The sequence below is a fragment of the Enterobacter asburiae genome (assembly GCF_001521715.1).
Lineage (GTDB): Bacteria > Pseudomonadota > Gammaproteobacteria > Enterobacterales > Enterobacteriaceae > Enterobacter > Enterobacter asburiae.
Genome location: NZ_CP011863.1, coordinates 1,305,376 through 1,319,086, shown reverse-complemented (window position 1 = coordinate 1,319,086; position 13,711 = coordinate 1,305,376). Strand labels below are relative to the sequence as shown.

General features: G+C 55.6%; 15 protein-coding genes and 1 pseudogene. 11 read left to right on the top strand and 5 right to left on the bottom strand.

The genetic code is table 11. The features are described 5' to 3' along the window. Positions 1–34: 34 nt before the first annotated feature. A complete protein-coding gene (hglS, locus tag ACJ69_RS06570) occupies positions 35–1,378 on the bottom strand; it encodes a 2-oxoadipate dioxygenase/decarboxylase HglS (protein ID WP_059346715.1) in 1,344 nt (447 codons plus the stop codon). Between the two features lie 527 nt (positions 1,379–1,905). On the opposite strand from hglS, the gene ACJ69_RS06565 reads away from it, so the two are divergent. The 8 genes and pseudogenes from ACJ69_RS06565 (at position 1,906) to ACJ69_RS06530 (ending at position 8,443) form a co-directional block, all read left to right on the top strand. Beyond that, positions 1,906–2,091, top strand: coding sequence for a con-10 family general stress protein (locus ACJ69_RS06565; RefSeq protein ID WP_004150795.1), 186 nt, complete (start codon positions 1,906–1,908; stop codon positions 2,089–2,091). Between the two features lie 94 nt (positions 2,092–2,185). Then, the gene (locus tag ACJ69_RS06560) at positions 2,186–2,680 is read left to right on the top strand and encodes a YciE/YciF ferroxidase family protein (RefSeq protein WP_059346714.1); all 495 of its coding nucleotides are present in this window, start codon (positions 2,186–2,188) and stop codon (positions 2,678–2,680) included. A 23-nt stretch (positions 2,681–2,703) separates the two neighbouring features. Beyond that, entirely contained in the window at positions 2,704–2,907 is a 204-nt protein-coding gene (locus ACJ69_RS06555) for a hypothetical protein (RefSeq protein WP_054830211.1), read from the top strand. A gap of 25 nt (positions 2,908–2,932) precedes the next feature. Then, positions 2,933–3,439 (top strand): annotated as a pseudogene (locus ACJ69_RS06550) (ferritin-like domain-containing protein). Between the two features lie 15 nt (positions 3,440–3,454). Beyond that, complete coding sequence (locus ACJ69_RS06545; RefSeq protein ID WP_059346713.1) at positions 3,455–4,327, top strand: manganese catalase family protein; 873 nt, start codon at positions 3,455–3,457, stop codon at positions 4,325–4,327. 68 nt (positions 4,328–4,395) lie between these two features. Beyond that, a complete protein-coding gene (locus ACJ69_RS06540) occupies positions 4,396–5,799 on the top strand; it encodes a cytochrome ubiquinol oxidase subunit I (RefSeq protein WP_029739598.1) in 1,404 nt (467 codons plus the stop codon). After that, a complete protein-coding gene (gene cydB / locus ACJ69_RS06535; protein ID WP_059346712.1) occupies positions 5,799–6,809 on the top strand; it encodes a cytochrome d ubiquinol oxidase subunit II in 1,011 nt (336 codons plus the stop codon). Before ACJ69_RS06540 ends, cydB begins: the two co-directional genes overlap by 1 nt. A gap of 8 nt (positions 6,810–6,817) precedes the next feature. After that, a complete protein-coding gene (locus ACJ69_RS06530) occupies positions 6,818–8,443 on the top strand; it encodes an alpha-amylase family protein (RefSeq protein WP_059346711.1) in 1,626 nt (541 codons plus the stop codon). On the opposite strand, the gene ACJ69_RS06525 is transcribed toward ACJ69_RS06530, so the two are convergent. The 4 genes from ACJ69_RS06525 to ACJ69_RS06510 are packed head-to-tail and all read right to left on the bottom strand — an operon-like array spanning position 8,444 to position 10,937. Further along, a complete protein-coding gene (locus ACJ69_RS06525) occupies positions 8,444–9,430 on the bottom strand; it encodes an SDR family oxidoreductase (RefSeq protein WP_059346710.1) in 987 nt (328 codons plus the stop codon). It abuts the gene before it with no gap. A 17-nt stretch (positions 9,431–9,447) separates the two neighbouring features. Continuing rightward, positions 9,448–9,966, bottom strand: a complete 519-nt coding sequence (locus ACJ69_RS06520) for a 2-oxo-tetronate isomerase (RefSeq protein WP_054830210.1) — start codon at positions 9,964–9,966, stop codon at positions 9,448–9,450. An 11-nt stretch (positions 9,967–9,977) separates the two neighbouring features. Continuing rightward, a complete protein-coding gene (locus ACJ69_RS06515) occupies positions 9,978–10,424 on the bottom strand; it encodes a DUF421 domain-containing protein (RefSeq protein WP_047060810.1) in 447 nt (148 codons plus the stop codon). Positions 10,425–10,433: 9 nt separating this feature from the next. Then, on the bottom strand, positions 10,434–10,937 hold the full coding sequence (locus ACJ69_RS06510; protein WP_059346709.1) for a hypothetical protein: 504 nt from the start codon (positions 10,935–10,937) through the stop codon (positions 10,434–10,436). Between the two features lie 138 nt (positions 10,938–11,075). Between ACJ69_RS06510 and ACJ69_RS06505 the strand changes: the two genes are divergently transcribed. From ACJ69_RS06505 to ACJ69_RS06495, 3 genes are all read left to right on the top strand, one after another. Continuing rightward, positions 11,076–11,465, top strand: a complete 390-nt coding sequence (locus tag ACJ69_RS06505; protein WP_059346708.1) for a YdeI family stress tolerance OB fold protein — start codon at positions 11,076–11,078, stop codon at positions 11,463–11,465. Positions 11,466–11,529: 64 nt separating this feature from the next. After that, positions 11,530–12,414 carry an SDR family oxidoreductase gene (locus ACJ69_RS06500; RefSeq protein ID WP_024908407.1) on the top strand — a complete coding sequence of 295 codons (885 nt, stop codon included), beginning with the start codon at positions 11,530–11,532 and terminating at the stop codon, positions 12,412–12,414. Between the two features lie 181 nt (positions 12,415–12,595). After that, positions 12,596–13,519 (top strand): LysR substrate-binding domain-containing protein, encoded by a 924-nt coding sequence (locus tag ACJ69_RS06495; protein ID WP_038417503.1) that lies wholly within the window; start codon positions 12,596–12,598, stop codon positions 13,517–13,519. The last annotated feature ends 192 nt before the right edge of the window (positions 13,520–13,711 follow it).

Below are 13,711 nucleotides of genomic sequence, written 5' to 3'. Positions count from 1 at the left end.
AATTTTTCCATCACACCCCAGCAGAGTAACGATTTCAGAGCAAACCGCAACGCTGTTTGCTGCGCGTTTCAGCCTCCTGGTAGAGCGTAAACTCGTCATATACCGGGCATCCCAGCGCGTCTTCAAACGCATCGCGGCTGGCGTTACCGTGGCTGCGGGCCTGGGTTTCGTTCCCGAGATTGGACTGGAAAATCCCCGCGGCGCTGACCGGGAGGAAATCTTCGTAGGTGATCGGCTGGGCAACCACCCATCCGCGCTCGATCAGCGGCTGCGGATCGTCTCCCGGACGAAACGCATGACGATGGGCTTCCCCTGATGGCGTCAGGCGATAGCGGAAATAGGCAAGCTCCTGACGGCGCATGAGCATTTCGCTGTCCGGGAAGGCGCTAAAAATCTCCCGCAGATGCAGCTGGTGCGTGAGGTTATCTTTACCGGTACCGGCCTGAGCGAGCAGGCTATCGTACAGTTCCCGGCCTTTCGGGGTCAGCGCCACGCCGCGCTGCTCAATCTCACCGAAGCGCGCGGTGTGGGTGCCTTTATGTTCACCGGCAAACAGCACCGGCTCTTCCAGCGCCTTGAAGCTGGTTTGACGCAATAAGACGGGCACCTCGCGACGCGGCGGCCCTTCGATCAGAATTTTTGGCTCGATACCGTACTTCGGCATCAGCTCCTGCACCCGATCAATATCAAGCGTGCGCGGCGTGAGGTGGTTAATATGGCAGCCCGGGAAGCAGACCACGTCGGCAATCAGGCGATGCTCGTTGCTCAGGGCCAGATAGGTCTCCTGATCGACCGTCGCATGACGGTGCCAGCGGAAGGTTTCTAACGCTTCGTGCACAAACTCGTGGGCCTGTGCGTCAGTAAAGTGCCCTTCCGACTCGTGAAGGTCGATCAGTTCCAGGCAGCGCGGCGTGAAAATGTTGCGGTGAGACAGGATCTCCGCGGCACGCTCGCGCAGCGCGACGTTTTCAATCAGCTCAAGACGCAGCAGCGAGGTAAAGATACGAAACGGATTCCGGCACAGCGCCGCATCCTCTATCGGACGAAATGCCGTTGAGTGGACGGGCACCCCCGCCTGAGAGAGATCGTAATAGCTGACCGGGTACATGCCCATAATGGCAAACATACGGCGCAGGGTTGAAAGTTCCTGTGCCGTGCCGACGCGGATCGCCCCGTGACGCTCCACGTTAAGGCGCGCAAGCTCATCGGCGTTAGCCAGTTGTTCATGTAATAGTGGATTGTTTTCCAGAACCGCCAGGTTTACGTCCGCAACCAGTTCGAGCAAGGTGCCGTACTGCGGAACTTCCTGCTGGTACATCGCCGACATAGCCTGCGAAAAGTGTTCCCGAATGTCATCAGCCGTGATGGTGTTCGCCATGATGTCATGCCTCCAGTGAATATTACCTGGAGTGTAGAGAAACCCGTTCCTTCCGGGGGAAGAATTTCTGATTTGTGATCTTAAGACGACAGTGGTCAAACCGTGTGCTACGGGCCCCGGAACAGACCCGAACGGAACCGCCCTTTCGACCTGAACGATTTTATCCAGGATTTTCCTTATAATTATTTAGGGTTCCGCTTGCTAGCTATAAAGGAGTATTTTTTGGTTCTCTCCTGAATGCAAATTAACCAATTCGAGTAAGCCATTATTTTTATCCTCGCCTTTCAAATTTTTAGCCCGAAGTTAGGATTAATCTGAATGGTTGTTTACAAGTCCTTCCTGCCTCTCCATATTTCCACTTTAAGCGAAGCGCAAATTTACAAATATTTAAAAATAACGCAACCGCAAATAGCAAAACGCATTTGACGGATGCCGCACAGCGACTAGAGTTATTACTCGAACGACGAGTGATACGGAATATTTTCGTATCGTACTGACATAACCAATATATGACTATGAGGTTTAATATGGCAGAGCATCGTGGTGGTTCCGGTAATTTCGCTGAAGACCGTGAAAAAGCATCAGAAGCTGGTCGTAAAGGTGGCCAGCATAGCGGTGGGAACTTTAAAAACGATCCGCAACGCGCTTCTGAAGCGGGTAAGAAAGGAGGACAGAACAGTCACGGCGGAGGCCGTAAATCTGATAACTCCTGATCTTATTTAAAAGTCTTTTAATAAAACCAGAGAGCATGCTGCGGGCTGAAAAGCTCGCAGTACCCTTTCTTTATTTTACCGGAGCGTAATTATTATGAATATAAAAAGCGTCGAGGATGTCTTTATTCATCTTCTGTCGGATACCTACAGCGCAGAAAAGCAGCTTACCCGAGCGTTAAGCAAACTTGCCCGCGCCGCCTCCAGCGAGAAGCTGAGCGCAGCCTTTACCGCACACCTGGAAGAGACGCAGGGACAGATCGAACGTATCGATCAGATCGTCGAGCAGGAAGACGGTATCAAGCTTAAGCGCATGAAATGCGTGGCGATGGAAGGCTTAATTGAAGAGGCCAACGAAGTCATCGAAAGTACGGAAAAAAATGAAGTACGTGATGCCGCACTTATTGCCGCCGCGCAAAAGGTCGAGCATTACGAAATTGCCAGCTACGGTACCCTCGCCACATTAGCAGAACAGCTGGGCTATAAAAAAGCCGTTAAGCTTCTTGCCGAAACGCTGGAAGAAGAAAAAGAGACCGACCTTAAACTCACCGACCTGGCCGTAGGAAATATTAACCAAAAAGCGCAGAAATGACGCAATAATACAGGTTAAATAAAATGAGCATCAGTCCCAGGACAATTAAACGGTGCCATTTAGCGGCAGCCATAATATGGTTCATTCTCGCCATCCCATCCGTAATACGGTGGAAGAATAGCGTGCTATGGGTCATTATCATCAGTATTTACGCCAATATTGTCGGCCATTTATCCGGCTACAGTGCCGCGCGTGCCGATCAGGCTGCTGAAAGTGAGACCAAATAAGCGAACCCCTAATGAGGATACAATGATGAATCACGTAGAACACTACCATGACTGGCTACGCGATGCCCATGCGATGGAAAAGCAAGCCGAATCTATGCTGGAATCCATGGCCAGCCGTATCGATAATTATCCTGATGTTCGCGCCAGAATTGAGCAGCATATTAATGAGACAAAACGGCAAATTACATTGCTGGAAGAAATCCTCGACCGTAATGATATTTCTCGTTCGGTTTTAAAAGATTCGATGAGCAAAATGGCGGCGCTGGGCCAGTCTATCGGCGGCATGTTCCCGTCGGATGAGATCGTTAAGGGTTCCATCAGCGGCTATGTTTTCGAACAGTTTTAAATAGCCTGTTATACCTCCCTGCTCGCGGCGGCGAAGAAAGCAGGCGACGTCGCCTCGGTGCCAGCCATCGAGACGATTCTGGCGGAAGAACGCGAAATGGCCGACTGGCTGATTCGTCATATTCCGCAGACCACGGAACAGTTCCTGCTGCGTTCAGACGCATCGGGCGTCGAAGCGAAAAAATAAATCGGGAGAATCGCCATGTTCCGACACGTCAAACAGCTGCAATACACGGTTCGCGTTGCCGAACCGAACCCTGGCCTCGCCAACCTTTTACTGGAACAGTTCGGTGGGCCGCAGGGCGAACTGGCTGCCGCCTGCCGGTACTTTACGCAAGGATTGAGCGATGACGATCCGGGCCGTAAAGATATGCTGATGGATATCGCGACCGAGGAGCTAAGCCACCTCGAAATCATCGGTACTCTGGTCGGCATGCTGAATAAAGGCGCTAAAGGCGCGCTGGCGGAAGGGGTGGAAAACGAGGCTGAGCTGTATCGGTCCATGACCGAAAGCGGCAATGACAGCCACATCACCTCCCTGCTCTACGGTGGCGGCACCCCGCTCACTAACTCGGCGGGCGTGCCCTGGACGGCGGCCTACGTCGATACCATTGGCGAGCCGACGGCGGACCTGCGCTCAAACGTGGCAGCAGAGGCCAGAGCGAAAATCATCTATGAACGGCTGATCAACGTGACCGACGATCCCGGCGTAAAGGATGCGCTGGCGTTTCTGATGACGCGCGAGGCGGCGCATCAGCTCTCCTTTGAGAAGGCGCTGCAGTCCATACGTAATAATTTCCCACCGGGAAAATTGCCGCCAATCGAGGAATTCACCAACAAGTACTACAATATGTCTGAAGGTGGAGAGGTTCGCGGAAGCTGGAACAGCGATAAACATTTCGATTACGTTGAGTCCCCCCAGCCTGCGGTTGACGGCGGCGATGGCAGCGCAAGCGTCACGCTCACGACCGAACAGGCAACCCTGGTCAAGGCGATGTCTGCCCGCACGAAGTCCGATCCACATTCTGACCCGCTGACCGGTGCCGAGCTGGGTGCCGGTAAGACTAAACCGTAATCGGTTTTGCCGGGCAGCCATAAACTGCCTGGCAATTCTCGTGCCCCATCGTTTCAGAGGTACGGACCATGTTCGAACTCGACGCGTTCCATCTGGCCAGAATTCAGTTCGCTTTTACCGTCTCGTTTCATATCCTTTTTCCTGCGATCACCATCGGCCTCGCCAGCTATCTGGTTGTGCTGGAGGGCATGTGGCTGCGCACCAAAAACGACGTCTGGCGATCGTTGTACCATTTCTGGCTCAAGATATTTGCCGTTAACTTCGGGATGGGTGTCGTTTCCGGGCTGGTCATGGCGTACCAGTTTGGCACCAACTGGAGCGGGTTCTCACAGTTCGCGGGCAGTATTACCGGCCCACTCCTGACCTATGAGGTGTTAACCGCCTTCTTCCTCGAGGCCGGTTTCCTCGGCGTCATGATGTTCGGCTGGAATAAGGTCGGCCCGGGCCTGCACTTCTTTTCAACCTGCATGGTGGCGCTCGGCACGCTGATGTCGACCTTCTGGATCCTCGCCTCCAACAGCTGGATGCATACGCCGCAGGGCTTCACTATTGAAAACGGACAGGTTATCCCGCAGGACTGGCTGGCGATCGTCTTTAATCCCTCCTTCCCTTACCGCCTGATTCATATGGCTATCGCCGCGTTTCTGAGCAGCGCGCTGTTTGTCGGCGCCTCGGGCGCATGGCACCTGCTGCGCGGTAATGATACCCCCGCCGTCCGCACCATGTTTTCCATGGCGATGTGGATGGCGCTGCTGGTCGCCCCAATTCAGGCGGTCGTGGGCGATATGCACGGTCTGAACACGCTTGAGCATCAGCCGGCCAAAATTGCCGCCATCGAGGGGCACTGGGAAAACCCGCCCGGCGAGGCCACCCCGCTGCTGCTGTTTGGCCTGCCGGATATGGACGAAGAGCGCACCAAATATGGTCTGGAGATCCCCGCGCTCGGCAGCCTTATCCTGACGCACAGCCTGGACAAGCAGGTCCCGGCGCTGAAGGATTTCCCGAAAGAAGATCGCCCAAACTCGACCATCGTTTTCTGGTCGTTCCGCGTCATGGTCGGTATGGGGCTGCTGATGATTACCCTCGGGCTTATCAGCGTCTGGCTACGCTATCGCCATCGCCTTTTCCACTCGCGCCCCTTCCACTGGTTTGCCCTCTGCATGGGGCCTGCCGGGCTGCTGGCGCTGCTCGCCGGCTGGGTGACCACCGAAGTGGGCCGCCAGCCGTGGGTGGTCTATGGCTATCTGCGCACCATCGACGCGGTATCGCTGCACAGCACCCTGCAGATGAGCATCAGCCTGCTGGCGTTCTTCGTCGTCTACACGTCGGTGTTTGGCGTGGGCTATGTTTACCTTATCCGGCTGATTAAGAAAGGACCGCAGCCTGTCGACACGCTGACGTCAAACACCTCGGGCACACCCGCCCGTCCGCTGTCTGCCGCTGAGTCTGTTCCTGAAGAGGAGAGAACCTGATGGGCGTCGATATCTCAGTGATCTGGTTTGCCATCATCGTCTTTGCCACGCTGATGTACATCATCATGGATGGCTTTGATTTGGGCATCGGCCTGCTGTTTAACTTCGTGGGCGATGCGAAGGAGCGGGATGTGATGGTCAACAGCGTGGCGCCGGTCTGGGACGGCAACGAAACCTGGCTGGTGCTCGGTGGCGCAGGGTTATTCGGCGCCTTTCCGCTGGCCTATGCGGTGATTGTGGATGCGTTGACCATTCCCCTTACCGCCATGCTAATTGGCCTGATCTTTCGCGGCGTCGCCTTTGAGTTCCGCTTCAAAGCCACGCCGTCGCACCGCAAATTCTGGGACTACTCCTTTGCGGGCGGATCGCTGCTCGCGACCTTCAGCCAGGGCATCGTCGTGGGCGCAATGATCAACGGCTTTGACGTTGAGGGCCGACGCTTTGTCGGCTCCGCGCTTGACTGGCTCACCCCCTTCAACCTCTTCTGCGGTATCGGTCTGGTCGTCGCCTACACGCTGCTGGGCACCACCTGGCTCATTATGAAAAGTGAAGGCGCGCTGCAGGCCCGCATGCGCGAGCTGACCCGCCACGTGCTGCTGGCGCTGATGGTCGTCATCGCCGTGGTGAGCATCTGGACGCCGCTCGGCTGGCAGTACGTGGCCGACCGCTGGTTTACGCTGCCCAACTTCTTCTGGTTCCTGCCGGTTCCGCTGCTGGTCGGGCTTTTCAGCGTGCTGATCTGGCGCCTCACCCGCAACCCGAATAGCCACTCTCGCCCCTTCTTGCTGACGCTGGGGCTTATTTTCCTCGGGTTTAGCGGGCTCGGCATCAGTCTCTGGCCGAACATTATTCCGCCGCGCATCACCCTGTGGGAAGCCGCGGCCCCGCCTGCCAGCCAGCTGTTTATGCTGGTAGGCACGTTGCTGATTATTCCGGTGATCCTGGTGTACACCGCCTGGAGCTACTACGTCTTCCGGGGCAAAGTATCGGATACTGAAGGCTATCACTGAGGAACGCTATGACGGACTGGCATACACGAGCCATTATTTATCAGATTGATACCGCGCTATTTTATGATTTGAACGGCGATGGCTGCGGGGACATCGCCGGGATCGCGGCCAAGCTGCGCTATATTCGCCGCATGGGGGCGACGGTTATCTGGATCACCCCGTTTTACCTCACGCCCTTTCTCGATGAAGGCTACGACGTCAGCGACCACCTCCAGGTGGATCCCCGCTTCGGAAAACTGGCCGATATCATCGCCTTTATCGAACAGGCCCGCGAGCTGGGCATGCAGGTGATTATCGAGCTGCTGATCCAGCACACGTCGGACGCGCATCCCTGGTTCCAGCAGGCGCGCCGCAGCCCGGCGTCACCCTATCGTGATTACTACCTCTGGTCGGATAGCGACGAGGACGATACGCCCCCCATGTTTCCCGGCGTGGAAAAGAGCATCTGGACCTGGGACGACGAGGCGGGACAATACTACCGGCACATGTTCTATCGCCACGAGCCGGATCTGAACCTTACCTCGCCCGCGGTGCTTAAAGAGATTGAGAACATCGTCCTCTTCTGGCTCAAGCTTGGCGTGTCGGGATTTCGCCTCGACGCCGCATCCCACCTCACCACGCAGGCGGGAAACGGCGATGAAAAAAAGGGGCTGTGGATCCTCGAACATATGCGGCGTCTTATCGAAGAGCGCAATCCGGACGCGATCCTGCTGGGTGAAGTGGACGTAGACGTTGAGACCTATAAAGACTACTTCGGCAATAACGACCGCCTGAATCTGGTGCTCAACTTCTGGCTCAACAAGTATTTCTACGTCAGCCTGGCCAGAAAAAGCGCCCGCCCGCTGCGCAATGCGGTGAAGAAGATGATCGTCCCGCCTGATGCCTGCTGTTTTGCTAACTGGCTGCGCAACCACGACGAGCTGGATCTGGAAGGCATTAGTCAGAAAGACAAACAGTTTGTCCTCGACACGTTTGCCCCTGACGAAGAGATGAACGTCTATCAGCGCGGGATCCGCCGCCGCCTGGCGCCGATGCTCAACGGCGATCGGAAGCGGCTGGCGTTCTGCCACGCGGTGCTGTTTTCCCTGCCGGGTGTCCCGGTGATGCGCTATGGCGACGAGATCGGCATGGGTGACGACCTGGCTCTGGAGGAGCGCTACGCCGTCCGCACCCCAATGCAGTGGGCGGGGTCACAGGGAGGCGGTTTCTCCGCAGCAGACCCTGAAAAATTTATCGCACCGATTATCGACCACGGCCCTTACCGCTATCAGAAAGTCAACGTCGCCGATTCGCTGCTTCACCACAACTCGCTTCTGCACCGGATCATCGATATTGCTAATACCCGCTCGGAGTTCCCCGAAATTGCCGTTGCGCCCTTTCGCCTTATCACAATCGATGATGACGCGGTGCTGGGGCTCTATTACGAGACCGACGAGCGCAGCATCCTGACCTTCGTCAACTTCAGCGACCAGCCGGTGCAGTTCACCGCAAAAGGGATCCGCAACGCCACCTGGACCGCCTGTCTCGAGGACAAGCGCTACGATGACGCGCTGATTTGCGGCAAAACCGTTCAGCTCACTCTTGGCGGCTACGGCTATCGCTGGTTCTGGACGCACCGTAGCGCGCTGCGCTGACTAGGGTTTCCGGCGGGTTATCAGACGCGTCAGCACTATCCCCGCCACCGCGAGGGCGCCCAGCGCCACCTTACCCGGCATGCCGGAGGTGACGGACGGCGCGCGGGTTTTCGCCTCGTCAGTAAAGCGACCGTGGATTTTGTGCAGATCGTTAACCGGCTGGTCGAGATAGTCCCGGCGATCCGGCGCGTTGAGGTCGTCGGTCATCTGGCCTTCCCACGCCTTTTTTACCATCAGCCGGTCAAGAAAACCGGGGAAGAAAAATTGCCCGACGATTGACTGGATGGTGCTGCTGCCTACCCACAGCTCGCGCACCGGTTTTTGCGCCACCCTGAAGATGGCGCTGGCGGCCACCTCGGGCTCAAAGACCGGCGGCACCGGGCGCATCGCCCAGGCGAACTTGTTCCTCGCCCATTCGAACTGCGGGGTATTCAGCCCCGGCATCTGGACCATCGAAAGCTGAACCCGGCTGTTCTCATGCATCAGCTCGGTACGCACCGCATCGGTGAACCCGCGGATCGCCGCTTTGGCGCCGCAGTAGGCTGACTGCAGCGGAATGGAACGGTAGGCCAGCGCGGAGCCCACCTGGATTATTACGCCCCTGTCGCGCGGTACCATAAGTTCGAGCGCGGCGCGGGTGCCGTTGACGTAGCCGAGGTAGGTCACGTCAGTCACGCGCCGAAACTCGTCCGGCGTGAGGGTTCGGAACGGTGCCAGAACGGCCCCCATCGCGTTGTTCACCCAGACATCAATCGCGCCGAGGCGATACTCAATTTCGTTAGCGGCCTCCACCACCGCCTGGCTGTCGGCGACGTCCGCCTGCACGGCGTGGGCATTAACGCCATAGCGCCGCAGCTCCTCCTGGGTAGAGTGCAGGCTTGCTTCATCGCGCGCGATGAGCCCGACGTCGTAACCTGCCTTTGCAAAGTGCAGCGCCGTGGCTTTTCCCACGCCCGCCGTTCCGCCGGTAATCACTATGACAGCCATAGAACCTCCCCGTGAGTTTAACCGTTATCCTCGTCAGACAATGCTGCCAGCAGCTCCGCCAGCGAGAAGTGCACCGCTTTTTCCACCACATCCTGACAGTCACCGGAGAAAAGCATGGTGCGGGTTTCCGTCTCGCCGCGTATATTCCACGCAAAGCAGACCGTCCCCGCCGCCGTGCCGTCGTCGCCCCCTTCCGGGCCCGCGTAGCCGCTGATGGCGATGCTGATATCCGCCTGGGCGATATCGCGGATACTGGCGGCCATCTCGGTAACCGTCTGTTCGCTCACGGCAGTAAACCGCTCAAGCGTCTCGGGACGCACGCCGAGGATCCGCATTTTGGCTTCGTCGCTGAACACGACCAGGCCGACATCATAAAATTCGGCGGTATTTTCCTCAGCGCAAAGCGCCACCGAGAGCTTGCCGCCCGTGCAGGATTCCGCGGTGGTTAAGCGAAGCCCGAGATCGGTTAATTTGCTCGCCAGCTTTTTCGTCAGTTCACCAACGGTATTATTGCTGTCGTGAAAAAGATTGCTCATCTTACCGCCTCTTATTTCTCGAAAGGAATGATTGAAATATGACCATTGCGCTCAAGTATGGCATATTTAATGTCGCTTATTTTCGTAATGCCATTATTTTGGCGCGCTGACACCAGAATATCATCACAGGACACGTCAACTTTTTTCAGTTTATCGGCTAACGGCACGCCGTTCTCGACAAGAATAACAGGTGTACCATCCAGAATATTCTCCACCGGCGAGAAATATTTCTTCATCAGCCCGAATATAATATCCACTACCACCAGCGTGGTAATGGTAATCATCGCGCCGGTGACGGAAAAATCTTGTCCCAGAAGCGCCTGCTGTGTGGCTTCACTAATTATCAAGAGCAGAATGAGATCGAAGCTGGTCATCTGCAGCAGCGCACGACGCCCGGCCACTTTAAATACCACCACGAGGAACAGATAAATAGCCAGCGCGCGAAAGACCATATCCATATCAGCCTCCTACGGGTAAATAAATTGCCAGATGTTAATCTCCGGCTCGCTGTTGACGCGGATGACGGTGTTCCATTTACCGGCTCTGGAAGGTGTCGTGAAGAGTAACACGGAGAAGCGGTCGGATTTTTTCAGGTTGTTATAGACAAAAAAGAGGGTCTTTCCGCGGCTGAACATACTGTCCGGCTGCGGCCAGACGCTGCCGGGCTCATACGCATCGCTGCTCTCGCTGGTCATGCTGAGGACATACTTCCCCTCGGCCTGCACCGGAAACGCGAGCTCCATCCGCGTCTCTGTCTCCCGTCGTCCAAAGCGTTCATAGTTTATGGTCAATGATTTAGCGGAATTCGTTTTGACCGTGTCGCTGACCATTCCGCTGGAAAACAGACCGGCAATCGCCGCGACGATAATACCCAGCAGAACAATAAACCCCACCTGACGAAACGCGTATTCAAACGTCAGCAAGCGATAACTCTCGTCTATCCCGGGTAACTTTTCATTTTCACGCTTCATGGCCTTCGTCACCGTTTCGCTTATTATCCGATAATTTTGATTTCTAACGCGAATGTTTTTAGGACTTATCACATTTGCCACATAAAGGAATAGCAACAATACTTAATAAGTCAAGACACGCAAAATGAAGGATATCGGATGAAATTATCACTTGTTTCCGCTTTATTGATATTTCTGGTTCCGGCCGCATGGGCAGATAATAACGGGGGTTTACAAAAAGGCGAAGCGCCACCGCCTCCCCACGCGCTTGATAGCGGATATCGCGGAACCGACGACGCGCGTATTATGACCATCAAACAGGCAAAACAATTGCACGATGGCGCGACAATTTCATTACGCGGGAATCTTATTGACGGTAGCGGCGATAAGTTTGTATTTCAGGATAAAACCGGAAAAATCGACGTTATTATTCCCCAGGCAGTCTTCGACGGCAGAACGGTAAAACCCGACCAGATGATCAGTATCAACGGTTCGCTTGATAAAAAATCATCTCCTGCCGTCGTCCGTGTTGATCGTTTGCAGAAATAATTCAGCGAAGCGTTAACGCTGCAGTTATCCATCAAATCTCACCCCTTGGCTTAAGGAGTCAGCTATGAGTGATACTAAACAACGTACGAACGCTTACCCGCAGCCCCCGTTCCCGGAACAGCCGCAGACGCCGCCGGGACTGGCATCAGAAATGCAGCCCGTACCCGACCACGGGGAAAAAAGCTACAAAGGACATGGACGCCTTGCCGGCAAAAAAGCGCTAATTACCGGCGGAGACTCCGGTATTGGTCGCGCGGTCGCTATCGCCTATGCTCGTGAAGGCGCTGACGTTGCCATTAACTACCTGCCCGAAGAGGAAAAAGACGCCTCTGAGGTCATCGACCTGATCGAAGCGGAAGGCCGCAAGGCCGTCGCGCTGCCGGGGGACGTCCGGGACGAAACCTTCTGTCAGAATCTGGTCGAAGAAGCCGTGTCGAAACTGGGCGGGCTGGACATTCTGGTCAATAACGCAGGCCGTCAGCAGTTCCGTGAATCGCTTGAAGAACTGACCACGGAAGATTTTGACGCAACGTTTAAAACCAACGTTTACGCTCCGTTCTGGATCACCAAGGCGGCGCTGCGTCACCTGAAAGCGTCGTCCGTTATCATTAATACCTCGTCCGTTCAGGCGGTGAAGCCCAGCCCCGTGCTGCTGGACTACGCCCAGACGAAAGCCTGTCTGGCGGTGTTTACCAAATCCTTAGCCAAACAGCTGGGTCCGAAAGGCATTCGCGTCAACGCGGTTGCTCCTGGCCCTTACTGGACGGTACTGCAGTCCAGCGGCGGGCAGCCGATGGAAAAAGTGAAGGAGTTCGGTGGCGACACCCCGCTGGGACGTCCGGGCCAGCCCGTCGAGATTGCCCCGCTGTACGTCACGCTGGCCTCAGATGAATGTTCCTTTACGTCCGGCCAGGTGTGGTGTTCCGATGGCGGTGACGGCGTGATCTAAACCGGTAAACGATACCCCTCCGCAATGAGCAATAAATGAACAAGGATGTTCGCTTTTATTCCCCCGCCAAAAAACATGTTGTAACTCAAACAGATCAAATGTTAAAAATATTTTGCCATCAGGTTATCAAAATTAAACAATTTAACTTGTCACCCGCATCGCTCTGTTTTTAACATCGCCTATGGAAAAAAATGGTCTGTTCAGTCAGCGCATACGCTTGCGCCATTTGCATACATTTGTGGCCGTCGCTCAACAGGGAACGCTGGGGCGTGCGGCTGAAACTCTCAACCTGAGCCAGCCCGCGCTCTCAAAAACCCTCAACGAGCTGGAACAGCTGACCGGTGCCCGTCTTTTTGACCGCGGCCGGCTGGGGGCGCAGCTTACCATCGTGGGCGAACAGTTCCTCACGCACGCCGTTAAAGTGCTGGATGCACTCAATACCGCAGGCCAGTCCCTGCATCGAAAAGAAGAGCAAACCAGTGAGGTGGTGCGCGTGGGTGCTTTGCCTACCGCGGCGCTGGGCATTCTTCCGCCGGTTATCGGCCAGTTCCACAAGCAGCAGCGGCATACCACGATTCAGGTCGCCACCATGAATAACACCATGCTGCTCGCGGGGCTGAAATCGGGTGAACTGGATCTCGGAATCGGTCGCATGTCCGACCCTGAGCTGATGGGCGGCCTCAACTATGAACTGCTATTCCTGGAGTCCCTGAAGCTGGTGGTTCGTCCCAATCACCCCCTGCTGCAGGACACGGTGACGCTTAGCCGCGTGATGGAGTGGCCGGTAGTGGTTTGCCCAAAAGGGACCGTTCCCCGCCAGACCGCCGAAACCTTGCTGCAAATGCAGGGGTGTACGCTGCCTTCAGGGTGTATCGAAACACTGTCGGCCTCGCTTTCGCGTCAGCTCACCCTGGATTATGACTACGTCTGGTTCGTCCCCTCCGGCGCGGTGAAAGATGATTTACGTCAGGGAACGCTGATCGCCCTGCCGATTACTTCCCCCGGCCCCGGTGAACCTATCGGCATTTTGACCCGCGTAGACACGCCGCTATCAACGGGCGCACAGACGCTGCTGAGCGCTATCCGTAAATCAATGCCGGTATAAAACCTTTTTCACCCCTCACCCTAACCCTCTCCCCTTAGGGGCGAGGGGACTAGCCCGTGCGTTAATCAAATAATGCGGAATAATCCATTAACAATTGCGTAAAACAATTTAACAGTTTTATCATAACGGTGAATTCACCAAATGGTTCGCAAATCATTTTATAAAACCGAATTCACCCGTATTAATCATTAT